At 57.0% G+C, this 21,221-nt stretch carries 16 protein-coding genes and 1 tRNA gene; 8 read left to right on the top strand and 9 right to left on the bottom strand.

Features of this window, described 5'->3' with window-relative positions:
* Window positions 1-110 precede the first annotated feature (110 nt).
* Window positions 111-434, top strand: coding sequence for a hypothetical protein (locus tag I6J23_RS04295; RefSeq protein WP_204582663.1), 324 nt, complete (start codon window positions 111-113; stop codon window positions 432-434).
* A gap of 91 nt (window positions 435-525) precedes the next feature.
* Here the strand turns inward: I6J23_RS04295 and I6J23_RS04290 are convergent, their stop codons facing one another.
* Window positions 526-2,127, bottom strand: coding sequence for an alpha/beta fold hydrolase (locus I6J23_RS04290; protein WP_204582662.1), 1,602 nt, complete (start codon window positions 2,125-2,127; stop codon window positions 526-528).
* A gap of 498 nt (window positions 2,128-2,625) precedes the next feature.
* Here I6J23_RS04290 and I6J23_RS04285 point away from each other — a divergent pair, with 498 nt between their 5' ends.
* From I6J23_RS04285 to I6J23_RS04275, 3 genes are all read left to right on the top strand, one after another.
* Window positions 2,626-3,633: a FecCD family ABC transporter permease gene (locus tag I6J23_RS04285; RefSeq protein WP_204582912.1), complete on the top strand. Its 1,008-nt coding sequence runs from the start codon at window positions 2,626-2,628 to the stop codon at window positions 3,631-3,633.
* A 16-nt stretch (window positions 3,634-3,649) separates the two neighbouring features.
* Entirely contained in the window at window positions 3,650-4,441 is a 792-nt protein-coding gene (locus I6J23_RS04280; RefSeq protein ID WP_204582661.1) for an ABC transporter ATP-binding protein, read from the top strand.
* A gap of 89 nt (window positions 4,442-4,530) precedes the next feature.
* On the top strand, window positions 4,531-5,640 hold the full coding sequence (locus I6J23_RS04275) for an ABC transporter substrate-binding protein (RefSeq protein WP_204582911.1): 1,110 nt from the start codon (window positions 4,531-4,533) through the stop codon (window positions 5,638-5,640).
* Window positions 5,641-5,693: 53 nt separating this feature from the next.
* On the opposite strand, the gene I6J23_RS10905 is transcribed toward I6J23_RS04275, so the two are convergent.
* Together I6J23_RS10905 and lpdA are read right to left on the bottom strand one after the other, a co-directional pair.
* Window positions 5,694-5,936, bottom strand: a complete 243-nt coding sequence (locus I6J23_RS10905; RefSeq protein ID WP_412523818.1) for a DUF6767 domain-containing protein — start codon at window positions 5,934-5,936, stop codon at window positions 5,694-5,696.
* A gap of 108 nt (window positions 5,937-6,044) precedes the next feature.
* Window positions 6,045-7,454 (bottom strand): dihydrolipoyl dehydrogenase, encoded by a 1,410-nt coding sequence (gene lpdA, locus I6J23_RS04270; protein ID WP_012732565.1) that lies wholly within the window; start codon window positions 7,452-7,454, stop codon window positions 6,045-6,047.
* Window positions 7,455-8,630: 1,176 nt separating this feature from the next.
* Between lpdA and I6J23_RS04265 the strand changes: the two genes are divergently transcribed.
* Window positions 8,631-8,900: an excisionase family DNA-binding protein gene (locus I6J23_RS04265; RefSeq protein ID WP_204582660.1), complete on the top strand. Its 270-nt coding sequence runs from the start codon at window positions 8,631-8,633 to the stop codon at window positions 8,898-8,900.
* A gap of 176 nt (window positions 8,901-9,076) precedes the next feature.
* Window positions 9,077-9,973, top strand: coding sequence for a hypothetical protein (locus I6J23_RS04260; RefSeq protein ID WP_239454989.1), 897 nt, complete (start codon window positions 9,077-9,079; stop codon window positions 9,971-9,973).
* A gap of 83 nt (window positions 9,974-10,056) precedes the next feature.
* On the opposite strand, the gene I6J23_RS04255 is transcribed toward I6J23_RS04260, so the two are convergent.
* Together I6J23_RS04255 and I6J23_RS04250 are read right to left on the bottom strand one after the other, a co-directional pair.
* A complete protein-coding gene (locus tag I6J23_RS04255) occupies window positions 10,057-11,022 on the bottom strand; it encodes an alpha/beta hydrolase family esterase (RefSeq protein ID WP_204582659.1) in 966 nt (321 codons plus the stop codon).
* A gap of 93 nt (window positions 11,023-11,115) precedes the next feature.
* Window positions 11,116-12,531 (bottom strand): MFS transporter, encoded by a 1,416-nt coding sequence (locus I6J23_RS04250; protein ID WP_204582658.1) that lies wholly within the window; start codon window positions 12,529-12,531, stop codon window positions 11,116-11,118.
* A gap of 165 nt (window positions 12,532-12,696) precedes the next feature.
* Here I6J23_RS04250 and I6J23_RS04245 point away from each other — a divergent pair, with 165 nt between their 5' ends.
* Window positions 12,697-13,551 (top strand): oxidoreductase, encoded by an 855-nt coding sequence (locus I6J23_RS04245; RefSeq protein ID WP_204582657.1) that lies wholly within the window; start codon window positions 12,697-12,699, stop codon window positions 13,549-13,551.
* A gap of 641 nt (window positions 13,552-14,192) precedes the next feature.
* Here the strand turns inward: I6J23_RS04245 and I6J23_RS04240 are convergent.
* A tRNA-Thr gene (locus I6J23_RS04240) sits at window positions 14,193-14,268 on the bottom strand.
* 125 nt (window positions 14,269-14,393) lie between these two features.
* Window positions 14,394-15,737, bottom strand: a complete 1,344-nt coding sequence (locus tag I6J23_RS04235; RefSeq protein WP_204582656.1) for a DNA polymerase III subunit delta' — start codon at window positions 15,735-15,737, stop codon at window positions 14,394-14,396.
* Between the two features lie 94 nt (window positions 15,738-15,831).
* Here I6J23_RS04235 and I6J23_RS04230 point away from each other — a divergent pair, with 94 nt between their 5' ends.
* A complete protein-coding gene (locus tag I6J23_RS04230; protein ID WP_390886207.1) occupies window positions 15,832-17,364 on the top strand; it encodes an adenylate/guanylate cyclase domain-containing protein in 1,533 nt (510 codons plus the stop codon).
* Between the two features lie 46 nt (window positions 17,365-17,410).
* On the opposite strand, the gene I6J23_RS04225 is transcribed toward I6J23_RS04230, so the two are convergent.
* Window positions 17,411-19,117, bottom strand: a complete 1,707-nt coding sequence (locus I6J23_RS04225) for an AMP-binding protein (RefSeq protein WP_204582654.1) — start codon at window positions 19,115-19,117, stop codon at window positions 17,411-17,413.
* A 205-nt stretch (window positions 19,118-19,322) separates the two neighbouring features.
* Complete coding sequence (locus tag I6J23_RS04220) at window positions 19,323-21,023, bottom strand: AMP-binding protein (protein WP_204582653.1); 1,701 nt, start codon at window positions 21,021-21,023, stop codon at window positions 19,323-19,325.
* Window positions 21,024-21,221 lie beyond the last annotated feature (198 nt).

Genomic DNA, 21,221 nt, shown 5'->3' with positions numbered 1-21,221 from the left:
CGTGAACACAGGAAAACACTGCTAAGGGAGCATTCAGAAACGGAATAGATCACTTCTTCGGTAAATAAAAGCCTAAGCGGTCCCGCAAACATCAACCTACAGACGAAACTATGGACACGTACACTTTTGAAACTAACACGCTGACTCTTCCTGAAATCAAGAGTAAATTAGCTTCTCTCGAAGGTTTTTCGATTGTTTCCGAATCAGATCACTCCTTCAAAGCCAAGCTTGGAAATAGTCTTAAGTATCGCCTGCTAGGTAGTCTTATCTGGAGGAATTATCTAGCTCCAATGAAGGTATTCGTAACTCAAGAAGAGGGGCATTCACGAGTGAACTTAGCCCAACCCGGCGGTTACCTTTTTCATCTCGGAGGGGACAACGAAAAGTTTTACCAAGACTCTTTCTCAAAGGTGAAACAACAGCTCGAGGGATGAACGAGACCGGGAGGTGAAGGGCACAACTTAGAAACCCCGTCACCTCCCGTTTTACGTGGTAATCAAACCACATAGACAAACCCGAAGCTGTCTAGTCCCCCTCCATATAGTCAGTGACAATATGGGCAGCGTCATCAAAGTCATTAACCAACACACCGTGGCTGTAACCCGAGTACGTGTGGAGTTCCCCGCCCATCGCATCACGCATCTCGGGTGCTCCCGTTCCGGTGACCGCGGTGTCATTGTCGTAACTGAGGTGCAGCGGCTTAACTTTCAGCTTGTCCCCGGACACCTTCTTGAACGGTTTGTTCGTAGGCCAACCATCGCAATATGCGCCACTGGCCAGCATGTCCTCGTTCAAATCTATGGCATCCCCCGGGACAATAACGGACGCGTAATAGGGGATTAGCTTGGACCGGTCCGGAGGCGTCGCATTCTCATTACACGTAACGACGTTGCTCTGAATGGCCATCGCCTGCGCAAGTTTTTGCTGGATTTCCTGCTGTTGCTGTTCCTCCGGCGTCGGCTCGACGCCGTTATCATCCTCATCCGACGACTTCCCTGAGTTGGTGCTTGGATCCTCCGGGTGAGTCTTCATCGTACTCAAGTGTTCCGCCAGTTTAGGCCACGACTTTTGGCTATACAGCGCCCCCATCACCATTGAGTTCGGCGTCGTGTATTGAACCGGCGAAATCGCGTCGGTATAGAGCTTGACCGCATCGACCACCCTGCCAGTGCGCCACGCAACAAGGTCGGCCGCGTTCACGAGGGCTACTGCTGCCTCGGCGTAATCGTCGGGAATTGCCGCGACATCGCGACGGTCCGCCGATTGCGGGCGGACAGGAGCTGACACCCCATATTCGTCATGAATCACTGCGGCGAAGGATTGATACACCTCACGCGGGGTCGTCCCTAAGTGGTACTCGCTATCGCGCTCAGCCACCCAGGAGAAGAATTCATGTATAGCTTCATGGCGGATAGCTTGTCGTTTTTCTGCGAGACGGAAAACAAGATCATTGGGTGAAGCGCTTGAATCAAAAATCGCTTTATTCGTATGCTCCGGAAATAAGGTTGCATATGTCCCCATAAGCGGCCCTCCATAGGAAAGCCCATAAAGATTGAGCTGCTTTTCGCCCAAGAGTTTTCGAGCTTCTTCTAAATCGCGGGCCGTATTTTCTGTATTGACTGTTTTTGTATACCCAGGATTATGCGATTCGCAGGCATCATAAAGCATTCCTGCCGTCATATGCGGCGTGGTGATCTCTGGTTGGCAATTCAGCGGCGTTCCCCACGTTAGCCCGCGGGGCTCCACCGCAATGAGGTCGTAATTCTTGCCGACGCTCTCAGGCAGATGAACCGGCTGCGCTCCTTCGCCTGTATCACTGGGGTCGCTAAACATGCCCAGCGCGTCGCCACCTGGACCGCCCGGATTACCCGCAATAACGCCTTTCTTCTCCCCGCTAGCAGGGATTTTGCTCATGGTGAGTTCGATAGTCCCCGCCGAAGGATCCTCATAGTCTTTCGGAACCATAAAAGTTGCGCAGGTCGCCCGGTCGGCTACTCCCGACCCTTCTGGGCACGGCCCCCATTTCAGTTGAGATGACGGTTGTTGCGCATCCCCGGCATGTGCTGGAACCGCGGCGGAAAAGATCAACAATGTACTGGCTAGAAAAGCTGCGCCGTGTTTTTTCATGATTCAACTCTCTTCGGTGGAATTGAGGGGCTTCGTCGGCTTCAGTGGTGCCGGGGGTCATGGGGGGCATCGGTCGATTAACGAAATCGATGAAAACCAAAGGGATGACACCGATTAAGGGGTACCGTCCATGTATATCAATAGATAGAGCGCACGCATATCAATAACACGCGTGGACAGGACATCATAGAGGACGCTCGACAGGCTTTTTCGCTGCTCATCTACCCATTTCACCTTCTATAGAAAATGTGTTTTACTTTCATTGAATGTTTTTCTGGAGGTTCACCGAACCGCTCCCTGCTATCGATCACCCCTGTATAGATTTCGCCAAGGAATCACGTGAATAACGGTTGTAAATCGTCACCACCCCGCATGCCGTCGCGGCGACGGACCAGCGGGGTTTCCTTTGGGCGTCGCTCCCGCCGGGACCAGTCCGGATCCAAGTTCCGCCGGGCTCCGTCCGAGCGAACGTCTCATCGGGCTCCGCTCTGGGTATTCATGCTTATCGGAATGTCTGCACTGGTCATCAGCCTTATTGCGTCGACGACGTTTGGTTCAGCTCAGTACGGCGTCAGCCAAGTGTGGTCTGTCATCCGTGCGCATCTCGAAGGCACGGCCGCACCGGACGCATCGTTGGATTCCGTGGTGTGGGATTTACGCGCTCCCCGGGGGGTATTAGCCGCCATCGTCGGCGCCGGCCTGGCGCTGGCGGGGGTCGCTATCCAAACGCTGGTCCGCAACCCGCTGGCTGACCCGTATTTGTTGGGTATTTCGTCGGGTGCCAGTGTGGGGGCAACGTCGGTCATCACCTTGGGGTGGTTTTCGTCGTTCGGACTTTTCGCGCTCACCGGCGGGGCTTTGGCCGGGGCGATAGCCGCTACCCTCACGGTGTACTTCGTAGCTATGGGGCAAGGTGGGCTAACGCCATTGCGCCTTGTTCTCTCCGGAGTGGTGATCAGCGCCGCGTTCAGCGCGATCGCCAACTTCATGATTTTTAAGTCGCCCTATGGGCAGGCGGCGCAGGGCGTCATGTTTTGGATGCTGGGTTCCGTTGCGGGCGCTACGTGGTCCAAGCTGTGGATCCCGTCGGCTATTGTGGCTGTGACTTTTGTGCTCCTCATGGCGGTATCGTCGCAGTTAGACGCGTTATCTGCTGGCCCAGATACTGCTGCCGCGCTGGGAATTAATGTTGCTGTTCTCCGTCAGTGCTTGTTCTTTCTCCAAGCAATTCTGGTGGGCGCGTTGGTGGCGGTGTCGGGCGGAATTGGTTTTGTGGGTCTGGTGATTCCTCACATTGCTCGGCTCCTTGTTGGCCCTCGGCATCGCCGGCTGGTTCCGGCAGCCATGCTCTGCGGCGCTATTTTCCTGGTGTGGGTGGATGTTCTGGCACGTGTAGCTGCCATCCCGCAGGAGATCCCGCTGGGTGTGGTGACCGGCATCATCGGCGCCCCCGTGTTCCTGATCCTCATGGGGCGCTCGCATTACAGGTTCGGGGGTCAAGAGTGATGTTTGGGGGCAGCCGATGACCACACTGGAGGCACGCAACGTCTCATGCTCAATTGCCCATTCGGGCAGGGTTATCCTCCAGGACGTGTCGTTTACCGTTCCGTCTGGCAGCATGACGGCCATCGTCGGCATTAATGGCGTTGGTAAATCAACTCTCCTTCGTGTTCTCGCTGGTATTCACCGGCCGCATTCTGGTTCTGTTCTTATCGACGACGGTACCGACCTCCACTCTCTTCGCCCGCGTGACCGGGCCCAGCGCATTGCGTTCATCGGCCAAGAGGAAGCGCCACCGGATGATCTCCTGCTCGGCGAAATGGTGGCCTTGGGGCGGATTCCGCATCTGAAGCCGTGGCAAACCGGTGGGAAGAAGGAACGCGACGTTGTGACGGCATCGCTGGAGGTCGTTGGCCTCGCGGACAAAATCGATCACCGTTGCGACCAGCTCTCCGGCGGGGAGCGTCGTCGAGCCATGTTGGCCCGCGGATTGGCCCAGGATACGGACCTTGTTCTGTTGGACGAACCCACCAACCACCTGGATGTTCGGTATCAGCTTCTGCTTCTCGACGTGATGCGAGCGTCGGGGCGCACGATCTGCGCCACCATTCACGATCTGGATTTAGCGTTTACGCACTTCGACCACGTCATAGTGCTTGGCGATGGTGGTGTTCTTGCGGCCGGTCCGCCTGAAGAAACGTTGACGGAGAGCACCGTTGCGCACGGCTTTTCCGTGAATTCCACCCATATTTCTACCGCGAACAGTTCTCTCCATCTCGTGGTGGAAAGCTTACGAAAGGATACTGCACCGTGAAGCAGAACACTGTGGACGGCACTACCGTGCACCACATTCAGGGGTTAAAACTCAACGGCTGGGGCCGGCGTCGTCATTCTGCGGGGACCATGGCGACCTCTGCGCTCATGGCCAGCCTGATTATGATTCCGCTGGCAGCGTGCTCCAGCTCGGACAATTCCACCAGCGCTACAGGAGGAAATGGGGGCGGCAACTCGGGGTCGGTCACAGTCAAGAATTGCGGCAAGGACGCCACCTACCCGTCGACGGCAAAACACATGTACGTCAACGACGGGAACATGATTGCCACCACGCTGGCTGTGGGCGCAGCGGACAATATCGCGAATGTCAGCAGCCTGCAGGATGACAAGGCAATCCTTGAGGCCAAATATGGCAAGGATGTCGTCGACAAGCTGAAGGTGGATGCGCCGGAATCTCCGTCGCTAGAGCGAATTATCGCGACCAAGCCGGACCTTGTGTTCGCGGGGTGGAACTACGGGTTTTCTGAATCCAAGAACTTGACGCCGGATGCCCTGAAGGATCACGGGATTGAGTCCTATATTCTTTCCGAGTCCTGCCGGCAGGGCGGGTCCGACAAGCGCGGGACGATGGATCCGTGGGATGCTGCTAAAGCGGACCTCACCAATATTGGGAAGCTGACAGGCCACGAGGATAAGGCGAAGGACGTGGTCAACGATGTGGATAAACGCCTGGACGCGTTGAAGCAGGCTCCCGCGGCTAAGGGTGCGGATAACGCTGAGGGTTCCGGTAAGCCACCGGTGACGTTCGTCTTCGACTCCGCGAAGGACACAATTTTTACGTCCGGCAAGTTCGGTGGACCCCAGGCGATTATCGAGGCAGCCGGCGGGAAGAACGCCACCGATGACGTCGATGACACGTGGACGACGGTGGGGTGGGAGAAAATCGCCTCTGCCCAGCCGGATGTGATCGCTTTCGTGGATTACCCGTCACAAACTTTCGAGGAGAAAGTGAAAATCCTGGAATCCAACCCGGCGACGAAGAACTTAGAGGCGGTGAAACAGAAGCGTTTTGTTAACCTTCCGTACGCCATGTGGACGTCCGGTCCCCTGAATATCGACGCGGCCGAGTACATGCGGAAAGCGTATGAGAAGTTTGGGTTGGTGGCGAAGAGCGATGTCCAGACCGACGTTCAACTTCCGGATTCTCTGGCCGGACGGGAATACTTCGTGGAGAAGTAACCGAATAACCGGACGCAGGCGGGCACCGGTTACCGCGGTTTGCGTGACGTGGTTTAGGACGTGTGCCGGTGCGCCAGGTTCATCTGACGCATGCGTTCCATGAGTTCGGGATCCATGCGCACCATTTGCACGAGCTGGCAGTCGGCCGGCCCGCTGGTTCCGGGTTGGCACGCAGTGCAGGGTTCGCCGAACCGTATTGGGCAGCGCGCATCGGGGTGGCTCTTTTTTCGCCGACGCGGGTTGCGTTTAAGTCGCGGGCGTTTCCGCTGTTCATCACGTGCAGATCCCCTGCCCAGCGTCGCTGAGCGGAGTCCCGCGTGGGAGCGGGGGATTCCCTGGGCGCGGGGGTGTCTCTGTGGAGGGGCATCTTCCTGAGTGTCCTGCCGGGACGCGGCAGGCCCGCCTCAGAGGTTGATCATGTGGCCCAGTGTGCCCTCTGCTGCTTCCTTAATGGCCTCAGACAGTGTCGGGTGGGTGTGAACGTTGCGCCCGATTTCCTCAGCGGTCAGGTCGTAACGGGCCGCGAGGGTCAATTCCGGCAGCATCTCGGAGACGTTGGAGCCAACCATGTGGGCGCCGAGAATCTCCCCATATTCGCCGTCGGTCACGATCTTGACGAAGCCAGCGGGTTCGCCGAGGCCTTGTGCTTTACCGTTCGCGGTGAAGGGGAAGCTGGCCACCTTAATGTCGCGGTCGGAGAACTTCTCTTTCGCGGCGGCTTCCGTGTAGCCCATCGACGCAACTTGTGGGTTACAGAACGTCGCACGGGGCATCATCATGTAGTCGCCCAGGGTTTCGGTCTCTGCGCCGGCGATGGTTTCGGCGGCCACGACGCCTTGTGCTTCGGCCACGTGCGCGAGCTGCAGCTTCGCGGTGACGTCGCCAATGGCGTAGATCCCGTCGACGTTGGTGCGCATGAAGTCATCGATAGCAATAGCGCCACGGTCGGTGAGCTCGACGCCGGTCTTGTCCAGGCCGTAGCCCTCGACGCGAGGGGCGAACCCGACCGAGACGAGAACGCGGTCCACGGTCAGCGTCTGCTGCTTCGACCCGTCCTTCTTCTCAATGTCAACCTCCACAGAGTCGCCCTTGTCGCGCACTGCCGTGGTCTTGTGCCCGGTCAGGACGGTCACGCCCAGCTTCTTGTACTGCTTGGCGATCTCCTTGGAGACGTCCTTATCCTCATTGGGCAGGACGGAGTCCATGAACTCGACGATGGTGACGTCCACACCGTAGTTGGCCAGGACGTAGGCGAACTCCATGCCGATCGCGCCCGCGCCGACGATAACCATGGACTCGGGGAGTTCGTCGTTAAGGATTTGTTCCTCATAAGAGACGACGTTGCTGCTGAGCTCGATACCCGGGAGCGTCTTCACGACGGAACCCGTCGCAATGATGCAGTTATCGAATGTGAGGGTTTTTCCGGCGTCGTCCCCGTCGGACACCTCGATGGTGTGGGCGTCGGTGAAGGTGCCCTGACCGTGGACTTCGGTGATTTTGTTCTTCTTCATCAGGAAGTGGACGCCCTTCACGATGTTGGAGGACACCTTCCTGGAGCGCTTGTGAGCAGCACCGAAGTCGAACGACACGTCGCCTGAGATGCCGAATGTCTTCGCGTCGTGCGTGAATGTGTGCGCTAATTCAGCGTTACGAAGGAGCGCTTTGGATGGGATGCAGCCCACATTCAGGCACACACCGCCCCAATACTTCTTCTCTACAATCGCAACTTTTTTGCCCAACTGAGCGGCGCGAATAGCCGCCACATATCCGCCGGGACCTGCACCAAGGATAACTACGTCATAATGTTCAGCCACGGTTTTTAGGATACGACGCTGCCTCCGAGATTTCAGGTAATGGGGGCAATAGCCGTGGGGGGAATCGCTCAGACGGCTTTTAGCCCGCGTGTGGTTCCCTCCCCCACCTTCTTGTTCAGGCACAGAAGCGGATTGGTGCGGGGATGCTGAAAGCGCAGATTGCTCAACGTTTGAGTATTAGTCACACCACGCTCTGTTCATGAAGGCATGATTCGCACAAATGGGGATGTGCTCTCGACTGAATGAGTGACCCTGCTTAGATCAGCGACGATTATCGCATCGTCTTTTGTAACGTGAAGTGGACTTCTTCTTAAGAGAAGCCCACAAATTATCACAAGGGGTCGCTAGCGGATTTAAGCCAATTCTGATAACTCGGAACAGCTATGAATGCGCCAAGCATACATGCTGGGAAAAGAAGCGTCGCTAAAGGTAGTCCGCTGACCAAGACCGCTATTACGTAAATAGCTGTGAAACTCAATATGGATACGCGATTGAACTTCACAGGGGAGCGTTTACGTTGAAACATAGCTACCAAAATTATGGAAACGACGGCGACTGAGACCAATAGGAGGCTATTGATAATAACCTTCGCAGTGTTCTCATTAATATTCTCAACAAGCTGAGAGCCTGCAGTCATTGCGGTGCATATTGCATAAAAAACTGCCAATAAAAAGGTGAAAGCGTATTTCTTATTCATAAGCATCCATCAGTGTGTTCAGCTGACGAAGTGGCGGTAGATCCTGCGGTAACGCCTATGTAGGAATACAGCGTGCGCTGTAGGAGAGAGAACCGTTCCCGCGCTTATTGACAGATCGAGAGATCTCCGACTTCTATGAAAAATTGAACTTCTTCCTATAGAGAGGTGAGTTAGGCAAACCTCAGTTTAGCAAACCAGGACCTTCTAAGGATTTTCAGCTGTTTTATACCGGATTCGATACGCCCGAAAGTGGGTATCAAGACATCCTCAAGAAGCCTATAGGGGTCACTCAGTGAGCTTCTGGATCGCGCGCGGTTTCTTCCCCCGCCTTATGTTTCGTTCATTTCGGCTATTTCCTTTATTTCGCTTATTCGATAAGTTGTCTCCATTGCGATCAACAACGCGCAGCAAAAACACGACGCCACTGCCGAGCAATCGGAGGTACTGTCTCACGCGACGCACTTCGCAAGCTCAACCACGTGCTAGATAACTCTCCTCAACAATTTATCGACGTCGCTCTTGAACCATCGGGAGAAAGCATCACTTTGCCCCGCCCTGTCGCTCTAGCCCTGCGCGAGGTGCTCGAGAATGCGGCCACTGGCCAATCGATCTCCATTGTTCCTGAGCATACGGAAATAACGACGCAACAAGTCGCCGATATCCTCAATGTTTCCCGCCCGTATGTCGTAAAACTTATCGACGAAGGGGCGCTTCCCGGGCACAAAGTGGGCGCTCACCGACGCGTCTAAGCGAGCGACGTGGAAGAATACACGCGCGCACGAGAAATCACTACGCGGAAGGCTGCCGACGAGTTAACAGCACTCACGGAAGAAATGGGCTTGTACTCCTCCGAACAATCGACGACGTCTTAGACGCTCTTTGTGGTTGTGGAGCGCCGGCTGCGCTAGAACTACTCCATCGGTAAATGCGTCCGGTAAATACGTCGGTAATTGAGCAGCGGGTAGCGTATCAGCGTGTGACATTCACTATGTTCGCCTACATCGGGGCCGTGTGCGCCGCGATTGCTTACGGCGGGGCCACGATTGTGCAGGCTATCGCGGTGGGACGGCTCGCCGCACTTCCGGCCGGCTCTTCGTGGAGTCACCGTATTCGCGCCGGATGGTTGTACGGTCTCGGCTTGGTGTGCGACTTCCTCGGCTTCCTCATGTCGGCACTGGCGCTGCACTCGTTGCCTCTGTTTCTTGTCGAGTCGACGGTGGCGTCATCGGTCGCGGTGACCGCTGTGCTGGCGGTGGTAGTGCTGCATCAGCGCCTCACCGTGCATGAGGTCATAGCCGTTGGCGTGCTGGTGGCGGGCCTGATTGTGCTGGGGGTAACGGCCGAGGAAGGCCCGGCGCGGACTGTTGCATGGTGGGTTGGTTGGGGGTTGTGTGCTCTAGCGATTCCCCTCGCTGCTATGGCGGCGGCGTGCGTCGTCGCGTCTCAGCCCCGGTGGACAATGGCAACCGGGATCGTTCTGTCGGTCATCTCAGGCCTGGGCTTCGGTTTCGTCGGCGTCGCTGCCCGCTTGGTGATGGTGCATTCGTCGATACTCGGCTGGCTCAGCGACGCGTTCGTCTGGGCGATGGTGCTGATGGGCGGTCTTGCAGTGGTTGCTTATGGCTATGCGTTAGATAGATTGCCGACGACGACGGTGGCGGCACTGTCTTTTGCGTGCGAGACCATTGTCCCGTCGGCGATCGGGTTGGTCTGGCTGGGTGATGAAGTTCGGCCAGGGTTGATGTGGTTGGCGGGGGCCGGCTTCGTGGCGGTGCTGGGGGCATGCGTGCAGCTCTCCAGTAAGGCGGAAGTGGAGGCGTAAAGGCCGTATCTGCCTCGGTCCGGGCCGATGGCGTGCTGCCGTCAGGCTGTTTATTTCCCCGCAGCGACCGCATTTGTCTCACCTTATTTGTGGTGGCGGCTCAGGAAGTTCCACACCACGTCGGTGGTCTGGAGCGTGTGGTTATACGGGCCTTCCCCACTCTCCTTCAGATACGGCGATCCAGGCCAATTGTGCCCACCATCAGCCACGGCAAGATGCTCGACATCGACTCCCGGGTGGCACCCTCCCCATGTCATGCGGGTGACGTTGGCCGCCGACGTCGGCGATGTGGTGAATTCCGATGTGCATCCCTCTAGCTGCGCGAATGTGCCTGCCAATTCGGGTGCTGCCACGTAGTGTTCGCCGTGGCTTGAGCCTCCGTCGTAATGCATGGTTCCGTCCTTGACGCCGTGTATTTCCATGACGGACACGTTGCTGTTCGGCCTCGACCCGGTGGCGCATGATGTGTGCGTCGCGGGATAGTAGGCACCGGCGACGGGCGCCACGGCGGCGAAAGTCTCCGGCATCGTGCAGGCGAGTTTGGCGGCGAACCCCCCGCCGTTGGATTTGCCCGTCGCGTAAATCCGGGTGTGGTCGATACGGTATTTCCGGTCGAGTTGGGCGAGGATATCGCGAACGAGTTGTGAGTCTTTGTCCCCGTCGTTAGTGGTGGCATAGGGGGCGGATTCCCATGCCCGCTGGGTGCCGCTTGTGTCTTTTTCTCCTTGAGGGTAGACGACGAGCGCTGGGAGCCGGTCGAGATCGGTGTATTTCTCCATGAGCGCGGCATTTTGGCTGTGCCCATGGAAAGCGAAGATCACCGGGAGCGCCGTGGCGGTGGCATCGGTACTAGGTACGGATAAGCGATATGAACGGGTGAGTCCACCCGACTTGATAGTGATGGCCGAGGACGATGGTCCGTTGAGTTCTTCCTCTTCGCTGGGCGACGATGATCGTCTCCGGGTCACAATGACGGTGAAGAGGGCTGCGACAATAAGGCTGATAAGAACCGCGGTAGCGATGGCTCGGCGGCGTGGTGAGTGAATCACCACGCCAACAGTATGCTTCCCTAAATGTCACGGTCAAGGGCTAAAGGACAAGGGTTAGAGAACAAGGGACGGCACACACGAGCCGGCAGCCACCTACCCCTCAGCCGTCACGTCGTCCAGGTTTTTGCGCGACACCATAAACAAGAGAATCAGGGTCAGCGTTGCCTCGATGGCGCCGAAAGCGAGCATATCGACGTAATCAAAGTTCCCGGAGAGCTTGGTCAAAATCATGGGGAAAAAGAACCCGACGTACGTCAGCACATAGAACGCCGAGGTCAAACCGGCGAGGTCATCCGGTCCAGCGAGCCGCTGAACCTCCGTCAGGCCAGAGATCAACACAAGCCCATACCCGAGGCCCAGCAAAGCAGCCACAGAAATAGATCCGACAATGGAGAGTCGTGTCGATACGAAAGCTGCTAATGCCATCCCGAAGGCGACAAATACGATGCCCAGTATGGGCCCGCGCGCGCTGTAGTCAGTGTTGATACGGTCTCCGACTTGTTGGATGCCGAAACCGAATGCCAAGCACACCACCGTGAGAAGTGCAGAGTAGGCGACGGGGGCTTTGACGTGGGAGGACATGAGTGCGGGTGTCACCGCGTAGGCAACCCCGGCTGCCCCGAAGACCCACGGTGCGATCGGCACGGCAACCGTCAAGAATCGTGGATGCTTAGCGGTGGGAACGGCCAGGTCGGACCAAAAGCTGCCATGAACTTTTAAGTGTGCGGACTGCCGAGTTTCCGGTATTTTCACCAGGAAGATCAGGGTGGGAATAGACAGGATGATCTGCAAAATGTAAGACAACTGTCCTGGTATTGGCCCCCATTGCGCAAGAAGACCAGCAACGCCGGCACCTATCCCGAAGCCACCCGTGAGAGCCATGGCTGCTCGGCCCGCGCCAGCCGACTTTTTCGCATGAGGGTCAAAAGGTGCCTGTGAGAGCTCTTTCACCCACGATCCGCCTACAGTCATGGCAATTCCAACGGCAAGGCCGGCTAGCAATCGGCCGATGAACATCGGGATCTCAGACTTTTCTCCTATGGCAATTAAGGTCGAGCCAACGATGGCAGCGAGAGGCCCCCATAGCATCACTGGCTTGCGTCCGTAGCGGTCTGAGAGGGGTCCTAAGAAAACCAGGCCTACCATAATCCCGATGGCATAGGCACCCAACAAGGAATCCACGAAGACCGGCGAGAAGACACTTTCACCCCGGTAAAAAATGAGGAGCGGTGTGAATTCGTTGCCACCCCAGGCGATCACGAACATCGCCATGACGACGAAAACCCATGCATAGCGATCCGAGGCATTCGCGGTGCTCGGCGTGGCGGCCCGGAGCTCATGGGGTGTGACGTCGGCAAACTGATCCTGTTGCGTGCTACTTCGCGCACTCGTCGTCGTGGAAGCGACGCTGCTATCGGCAGTATGTGTGCTGCTGGCAGCTGTATGTGGGGGAACGGGGTCAACGTGTGCGTCTGAGCTGTCGCTCTCAGACGATTTCGGGGAGGACATGGCCTTATCGTAGGAGTGCCCAGTTTTCCAATGAAATGAAATCGCGATTTTAGGCCGAAATTGCGCAACTCTCACATAAACGACCAATATGTGGTATACGTCATGTTTTCGACGCATCGCCCAGATCGTCTATATCGCCTGAATCACCGGAAGGGTAGGACAACGATGGCTCGCACGAATCCCGAGACAGCTCATGACAAGAAGGTTGCTTTGGTGACCGGGGCGACGTCGGGTATCGGAAAATCGACCGCGCTCAAGCTGCTCAAGAAGGGTTTTGTGGTTTACGGAGCAGCCCGGCGCGAAGACCGTTTGCGCGAGCTGGCGCGCGACGGGGTGCGCACTCTGCGGATGGATGTGACTGATGAAGACTCCATGCGAGAGGGGATCAACACCATTATCGACGACGCTGGCCGCATTGATGTTCTGATCAATTGTGCTGGATATGGCGTTGTGGGCGCTATTGAGGACGTTGACCCCGGTAATGCCCGCCGGCAATTTGAGGTGAACGTGTTCGGCCCGATGGCGTTGGTGCGTTTGGTTGCTCCGCATATGCGCGAGCAGGGTGAGGGCCGGATTGTGAATGTGTCGTCGATCGCGGGGAAGGTTCCTGCCCTGCTCGGCGGTTGGTACCACGGGTCGAAATTTGCCCTGGAGGGACTGAGCGATTGTCTGCGCCTAGAGCTGGAGCCGTGGGGTATCGATGTGTCCGTGGTGGAGCCGGGCCCGGTGAAGACGGAGTGGCCGCATATTGCTCAGGAATCGATGGAGGAAACCAGTGATGGTGGGGCGTATGCGGAGATGGCGCACGCGGTGGCGGAGTCTATTGAGTTTAAGCACCGCCCAGGGATGGTGTCTCGGCCGGGGACTGTGGCGCGTGTTGTGGTGAAGGCCGCGACGACTGAGCGGCCCCGCACGCGGTACGCGGTGGGGCCGTTAGCGAAACTCACGGTGCTGTTACGCCGCCTACTCCCCGATCGAGCCATGGATTTCTTAATCCGTAAGAGCTACAAGCTCGGATAGGCGGGATGTGGAGCCGCCTGTCAGAATTGAACTGGCGACCCACTCAGGACGAGTGATTGCCGAAAAGCGTGCCCATTGACGCTTCTTTCGCCGGCCAGAATTGCTTTTCTCATTCTTCAAGAAGTCGAATTGCGTCCGGGGTACTTCGCGAAGTACTGCTCCGGATCCTTCTCGAGGAGCTTGATACGCTCCGACAACGTTGCATCGAATGTGGTGTTTTTGGTTGGGCTACTTGAGTGTAGTCCCCTCGAAGGCGAACGCCGCCGCAAAAGTGTCCGCACCGACTTTTGTCGTATAACCCCAGGAAGAACCCAATTCCTGCGGCGCGAAGAAGCACCGATGCGCGGAAGAAGGAGCCGGTACACAGAAAGCTGCGGGGACGCGACACCTGGAGCCCAAAAGTGCGCCGGGATATGCGCCCCAAAATAAAAGTGCGGGGGAATATGGTCAATTTTCGGCCATTTTTCGCCCATATTCCCCCGCAGGTTTCACAACCGACCCCGATACACCCCCGCAGTTTTCCGGCACGCGGACACATTTCTGTCGTATAACCCGCAAAACCACGCACGATGCCTCGCGTCCCTCGATCCGCGGAAATGCGTAAAGCCCCAGGCAGAACCGAAATTGTGCCTGGGGCTACGTGGAGCCGCCTGTCAGAATCGAACTGACGACCTTCTCATTACGAGTGAGATGCTCTACCGACTGAGCTAAGGCGGCATGAAGTACCTCGACGCATATTACCTGAACCAGTCGCGGGACCAAAACGTAGCTATGACCTCGCCATTCATGCGGTAACTTCCCGAGCGGAACCTACAGCCCCACACCCCTACTCAACAGGTTCCCTAGCCAACAGGCCCGGTCACGCATATTTGCCGCAACCGTCCCACCATCGCGTCGAGCGCCCCTTCTTGCCGGACCCCTGAAGCGAGTAATTCACGACCCATCCGAACGGCATCGACGCACTGAAGTAGCTGTTCAGGCGTGTTCCGTCGGGCCAGTTCGGCTGCTGTGTTCGCGTGGTCGGGGTGGATAGCGGGCACACCTCCGCCGCCAGCGTTGACGCTCACCATGAGCGCATCACGGTACAGCCCCGCAATATCCATGAGCGAGAGATCCAGCAGGTCAATAACCATGCGTGTCCGGCGGTTTTTCTGTTTCGTTTCAAGTTCTTTTATTGCACCGGCACTCCCCCGCTGCGCCTTCGCCGCACCACGCCCTTTCGCACCGACACCCAGGGCCTCCCGCAGCTTCGCCAGCTCAGCCTCATCACGTTCAGCGGTGGCCGCTTCGGCTTCTTTTTTCGCCGACGCCACCAGCTCCCCGGTGTATAGGTAGGCGTCCCCGTCCTGGTACACCTTTTCCGGGACACGTAGCGCCCGTTGCCGCTGAGTCCGCGCCTGTTCGTCCGACGCCAGCCGCTTGGCCCGTCCAACATGCCCGCCCGACACAGACGCCGCCCAATCAATCTGCCGTTCGGTGAGCCCCAAGGCTGTGTCGTCGGCAAGAATATGTTTGACCTCGTCTATCGACGGCGTAGGGATGTAGAGGTGCCGGCATCGGGAACGAATCGTGACGTGAACGTCATCCGGGTCCGTGGACGGTGCGCACAGGATAAACACCGTCCGCGGCGGGGGCTCCTCGATGGATTTCAGAAGGGCATTGGCACCGGCATCGTTGAGCCGGTCGGCGTCTTCGACGATAACGACGCGCCACTGCGCGGTAGTGGGCATGCGCGAGGCGGCTTCGATCATGTCGCGCACCTGCTTCACCGGGATAACGACGCCCTCGGGCACGATGGTGACGATGTCCGTGTGCGTTCCGGCCAGTGCGGTGCGGCAGGCTTCGCATTGCCCGCAACCAGGTGTTTCTTCTTTGCACATTAACGACGCGGCGAATGCTTTGGCGGCGACGGACCGGCCCGCGCCAGGCGGTCCGGTGAAGAGCCAGGCGTGGGTCATGTGGGCGGATTGGTGTGCCGACGCAGGCTGGCGGGCGGGCGTGGCGTCATCTATTTCAGGTGTAGTGGTTCCGCTATCCACGCCAGCCCCACTACCCAACTCACTCCCGCGAGCAGCGATCTCGCGGGCGGCGTACACAGCGTTGGTGAGTGTTTCGCGCACAGTGGGGGATCCCACCATCTGCCGCAGCAGTGGTGGTTCGGGACGGTCGGTGGCGCGGGAATTCATGGGAATAGTGTACGTTGCGCCCCTGACATGCCATGCCGGCGATATACGTGGCCACAACACCGCCCGTCGTCCCGATTGACCAGTTATCCTATTGATTATGACTATTCAGGAGTATCTGCGGTGGCTTCGAGGCACCTCGTGGCCTTTATATGCGGCATCGGTGCTTCTGGCTAATGTGGTCGGCGCTCTAGCGGTGGGCGCTTTTCTCCGGTTTTTGTTGCCGCTGGGTGAGCGCGACGATCTCACGGATTTTTCCAGTTCAGTGGGCGTGCTTTACGCGGTGTACTTCGTGGCAGCCGTGGTGGCAGGTATCGGCTGTACCGTTTTTCTGTTTCAGTCGGTATTGAGGTGGCAGCGCCATCCTGATCGCTTCGATCCGATCATGATCCGTCACTTAGTCCTGCGTATCCCCGCTTTCCAGGCATTCCTGGGTGCGGCTCTGTGGCTGATTGGTGTGGTTATTTTTACGGCGGTGGCCGCTACCCGTTCGGCGAGCCTCGCTGTGTCGGTGTGCGTGACTGCTCTTCTGGGTGGTGCGATGGTCACGATGCTCACGTATTTTATTGCGGAGCGTCGCGTTCGCCCGATCGCGATCACTGCCCTGACGGTGAACGCGGACCGTACTTTTCTGGAGCCGTCAATTAGCGGGCGGATCCGCCAAGTATGGGTAACGACGACGGCCATCCCCGTGGTGGGTATCGTGCTGTTGGCGGTGGGGGCTCGCCAGGGGTTTTTCTCTAGCGACGCGGCGAGTTTGATGCCCGCTGTAGTGGCGTTGGCGGGGACGTCGTTGGTGACGGGCTGGGCCGGTGCTGCGCTGCTCTCGATGAGCATCGCTGACCCCATTGATGAGCTTCAGGACGCGATCCTCCGCGTGCGTCGCGGTGAGACGGACACTGACGTCCCGATTTATGACGGCTCGGAAATTGGTGTTCTGCAGGCCGGTTTTAACGAGATGATGCGTGGTTTGCGGGATCGCCAGCGTGTGCGCGATGTGTTCGGTCAGTACGTGGGCATCGAGGTTGCGCGCCAGGCGATGGAGGAGAACCCGGTGTTGGGGGGTGAAGACCGCCTGGTTGCGGTGCTGTTCGTCGACGTGATTGGTTCAACGACGTTCGCGGTGAATCATTCGCCGGAAGATGTTGTGGAGACGCTGAATCAGTACTTTGATCGCGTCGTGGAGATCGTGCACAAGCACCGCGGGATTATCAACAAGTTTGAGGGCGACGCTGCGCTGGCTGTTTTCGGGGCTCCGCTCCCGCTTGACGACATCGCTGGCCACGCGTTGGCGGCGGCGCGTGAGCTTCGGGCAGAGCTGCGCGGACTGCGCCTACAGTCGGGTATTGGTGTGGCTGCCGGGCACGTTGTGGCTGGTCACATTGGTGCCCATGACCGTTTTGAGTACACGGTGATCGGAGACGCGGTGAACCAGGCCGCTCGGTTGACGGATTTGGCTAAGGACACTCCTGGCCGTGTTTTAACCTCTGCTGCGACGCTGCGTCGCGCAAATGAGGCGGAGCAGGCGCGGTGGACTGTGCTGAAGTCCGTGGAGCTGCGCGGGCGCAAGGAGATGACTCAGCTGGCACGTCCTATTCGCCCGACGCTGGCTGACCGCTCGGAGAGGTAAAGCCCGGCACCTACTCGGTGGTCCCCGATGCTCGTTGCTGCTAGCTTTACTCGACGGTGGAGTGCCCGGGGAGTTTCTTGCGGATGACTTTGCCCATGGGGTTGCGGGGGAATTCGTCAACGAAGAAGACGTCCCGGGGGCGGTGCCCCTCGGAGAGTTCATTGACAACGTGCTCGCGGACTTCGTCTGCGGTGATCGGGTCGGTGCCTTGTTCTCTGATGATGTAGGCGCGAATGGCCTGACCATACTGGTCGTCCGCGACGCCGTGGACATAGGAGTCGTGGATCCGCGAGTGCGAAACAAGGGCGTTTTCAATCTCGATGGGGAAGATTTTTTCGGCGTATTGGGTAATGATGAGGTCATCCCCACGGCCGAGCACGTGGAGCATGTTGCCATCGGTGATGTACCCGCGGTCGTGCATGCAGATCGCACCGTTGATGGTGGGGATGTCGATGTCTTGGTCGGTGTACCCAGCGAAGAGGTCGTACACAGCAACCCAGATAAGGCCAATTTCGCCTTCAGGTACCGGGTTGCCGTCCTCGTCGCGGATGTCGACGATTTCGCCGGGGTAGATGCGGCCACTGAGTGCGGTGTCCGCGGCGAGTTCTTCGGGCCGTGCGACGGCGATCGGGCCGGATTCTGAGCTTCCGTAGAGGTTGCACAGGACGGGTTGGGCTTCTGGGCCACCTTCTAGGCCGCCGAATTTTTCGTTGGTTTTTTCGATTTCATGCGCAGCCAAGGGGCTACCTGCTGAGACGATGAAACGAAGTCCGTCAACGTGGTCAATTCCTTCGTTATCCATATAGGAGACGATGGAACGGAGCCACGATGCAGCCGAGCACATCGCCGTGGCGTTGTAGTGCTGGATGTCGCGCAGTGTTTCTTCCGGAGAGAAGCCCCGTCGAGCAATGATGGTGGATTGCGTAAATAAGGATAAGACGAGGTTGGCCCATCCATAGTCGTGGAAGAGAACACTGGTGAGGATGACAGTGAGGCCCCGCTTCCAGGGAATCCCTGAGACTAATGGTGCCGCCCCTTGCGGCGACTTGAAGGCCCCACGGATCACGCCCTTCGGCATTCCGGTGGTTCCCGACGTCATAACAACGTGGAAGCCACGTTTCGGTCTTAAGGGTAGCGAGTCTGTTACTCGGGCCTGCCTGATGATGTCATCCATGGTCTCATAACGTTCAGCGTTGTCGGAGTTATCGACGTGGCCGAGGATGATGTCATATTTATCTGTGGCATCATCTGCGAGCATGGGGAGGAATTCATCGTCCAGGATGAAGACGTCAATGTGGTTGAATGCCAGGACGTGCTCGAGCTGTTTTGCCGACGTGTTCGCGTTGATCATAAAGATGTTGAAGCCCAGCATGTGGCGGCACGTAAGGGGGAGTATGGCTGCCCTACCATTGCGGGCTAAAACAGCGACGTTGGTGCCGGCCTTGACTCCGCGAGCCTGCAGGCCAAGGGCGAGGCGGTTGGTGCACTCCCAAAATTCGGCGTAAGTGAGCTCGCCGTCATCGTCGACGAGCCCTAATCGGTCCGGATTCATCCGGGCAGCCATGGATAGCATGGTCGTTTCCAGTGCTCCCCAGCGGTAGAAGCTTTTCGCTGCGGCGGCGATGTCGCCAGGCCCCACGGGCTCGAGGACCTCGAGGTCCTTGAGAATACGCAAAAAGTAGCCAAACTGCTGAAGTTTGACCTTAGCAGGTGCTCCGTGGTTGATCCGTGGAGTAAGCGTAAAATTTGACAAATCTACATTCCTTTAAGCGTTATCTGACAGCAAAATTAGGGAAACAGCTGCAGTGTTCAAATCGGAATGAGCGTATCAAGCGTTACTTTTTACCGCAAAATTACTATAACCTGATCAAACGACTCTCAAATACTTCACATTTTCTACAACCGGAATTAACCTACCTAATGCAGACACGGGTAGTTAGTTACTTTAACTGTTCTACTTAATCGCTATATTCTTCCCCGTAGTGTGGTAGCTCGCGTTTAATAACTTTTCCAGCTGGTCCACGGGTGAAGTTTTTCACGAAGACGACATCTCGAGGAACATGCGCCTTGGAGAGGTGTTCTTCCACCCATTTTCTCACTTCGTCAGCATATGGCCGTTCTGATCCAGTATCGCGGATGACGTAGGCGCGAAGCGCTTGGCCGGTTGTTTTGTCGTCAGCGGCTAGTACGGTGACATCCTGCACTCCTGGCATTTGCATAATGCTTTCTTCAAGCTCGATGGGGTATATCTTCTCCCCATACTGAGTAATCACAAGGTCATCCGCGCGACCGTGCACATACAGCTTTCCATCGCGAACGACCCCGCGATCCCCCATTGGCCAATAACCTTTAATTGAGGGAATAGAGATATTGGGGTCTGTGTAACCAGCGAAAAGGTCGAAGCAGGAAATGGCGACGAGGCCTTCTTCCCCTTCTGGAAGCTCATTTCCTTCATCATCGAAGATTTTGACGATGCATCCGGGGTAAATTTTTCCTGTCAGCTCCGGGTCTTTCACCAATTCATTTGCTGGCGCGACGGCAACGGCAGATGTTTCACTGCTGCCATACATCGAGTACAGGACGGGGCCGAATTTTTCATTGGCCCGCTTGATTTCATAAGGAATGAGGGGACTGCCGGAGCTCGTAATGATTTTGAGGCCGTCATACCGGTCTATGTCCTGTTCATCCATGTAACCAATGACTTCGCGGATGCGCGTTGCCGCCGTCACCCACATCGTGACGTCATACTTTTTGAAGTCGTGAATAACCTGGCTTCCGGAAAAATGTCTGCGGGCTATGACAGTGGACTGGGTGAAAAAGGCAAACCCCATGTATGCCCAGCCATAGGCGTGGAATAGGACCGCCGTTAAGAGAACGGTCATACCACGTTCTAATGGCATAGCATCTGCGACCGATGCGAAACCCTGGGGTGAATTCAATGGCCGACGCACCACGCCCTTGGGCGTGCCGGTGGTTCCCGACGTCATCACCACATGCATCCCTTTATAAGGCTTTTCAGGCAGCTCGTAATCGGCGGGAGCGGTGTGGATAAGCTGGTTAATCGATACGTAGGTGTCGCTCGCACCACTCTTGCTCGACGACGTTTTATCACGATGGGCTATAAAGACAGTGCGGTCCCGGGACTTATCTGTCAGCAGCGGAATGAATTCTTCGTCCACGATGAGGGCGTCTACCTGGTGGAAGTCGAGGTACTGCTCGATTTGAGGTGCCGACGCGTTCGCGTTGATCATGAAAATATTGTAGCCAGCCATCTGACGTGCGCAGAGTGGAAGAATCGAACCACGACCATTAAGGGCCATAACCGCAACGTTGGCGCCGTCACCCAAGCCACGAGAGTGCAGAGCCTGAGCTAACTTATACGCAGCATCGTATAGCTCTTTATATGTCAGTGTGCCATCGTCATCGATCAGAGCCGGACGGCTAGGAACTTGCCGAGCTCCTCGGGAAATTATAAAGCCCTCTAACCCGCCCCAACGCTTAAGATTCTTTAGATCCTTTCGGAGGTCAGCCCAACCATTGAACTTAACAAACTCTTTTTGGCAAGACCGCTTGAGGAGCAGGGCAAGCTGCTTGAAGATTTCCTTCTTGGAAAGTACCCGAGGAACCCGCGTTTCGAAGGTATAGGATTTAGTATTCATTGGCTGAAGACCTCTTCACCTTTAAATAGGGTTACACGGAAGAATTGCACTGGGGACTTATATTCTTCTTTACTATTTAAAATCGAAAAGGAACCGCCTGTCATTACAACAGAAACGGTTCCTTTTCCAATTATTTTGACGCTTCACACCAGGAGCTATAATGGGCTATGCACGAATACCAAAGATCCGTATGGAAAT

The sequence above is a fragment of the Corynebacterium kroppenstedtii genome (assembly GCF_016894245.1).
Lineage (GTDB): Bacteria > Actinomycetota > Actinomycetes > Mycobacteriales > Mycobacteriaceae > Corynebacterium.
Note: the sequence above shows the minus strand (reverse complement) of the source record. Positions and strands in the feature narration are given on the sequence as shown.

What these genes read in the sequence shown, in the direction of transcription:
- I6J23_RS04220 (WP_204582653.1), bottom strand. Translation starts at nt 21,023, where the DNA reads ATGAATACTAAATCCTATACCTTCGAAACGCGGGTTCCTCGGGTACTT.
- I6J23_RS04250 (WP_204582658.1), bottom strand. Translation starts at nt 12,531, where the DNA reads ATGTCCTCCCCGAAATCGTCTGAGAGCGACAGCTCAGACGCACACGTT.
- I6J23_RS04295 (WP_204582663.1), top strand. Translation starts at nt 111, where the DNA reads ATGGACACGTACACTTTTGAAACTAACACGCTGACTCTTCCTGAAATC.
- I6J23_RS04235 (WP_204582656.1), bottom strand. Translation starts at nt 15,737, where the DNA reads ATGAATTCCCGCGCCACCGACCGTCCCGAACCACCACTGCTGCGGCAG.
- I6J23_RS04285 (WP_204582912.1), top strand. Translation starts at nt 2,626, where the DNA reads ATGCTTATCGGAATGTCTGCACTGGTCATCAGCCTTATTGCGTCGACG.
- I6J23_RS04280 (WP_204582661.1), top strand. Translation starts at nt 3,650, where the DNA reads ATGACCACACTGGAGGCACGCAACGTCTCATGCTCAATTGCCCATTCG.
- I6J23_RS04245 (WP_204582657.1), top strand. Translation starts at nt 12,697, where the DNA reads ATGGCTCGCACGAATCCCGAGACAGCTCATGACAAGAAGGTTGCTTTG.
- I6J23_RS04275 (WP_204582911.1), top strand. Translation starts at nt 4,531, where the DNA reads ATGGCGACCTCTGCGCTCATGGCCAGCCTGATTATGATTCCGCTGGCA.
- I6J23_RS04260 (WP_239454989.1), top strand. Translation starts at nt 9,077, where the DNA reads ATGCGTCCGGTAAATACGTCGGTAATTGAGCAGCGGGTAGCGTATCAG.
- I6J23_RS04290 (WP_204582662.1), bottom strand. Translation starts at nt 2,127, where the DNA reads ATGAAAAAACACGGCGCAGCTTTTCTAGCCAGTACATTGTTGATCTTT.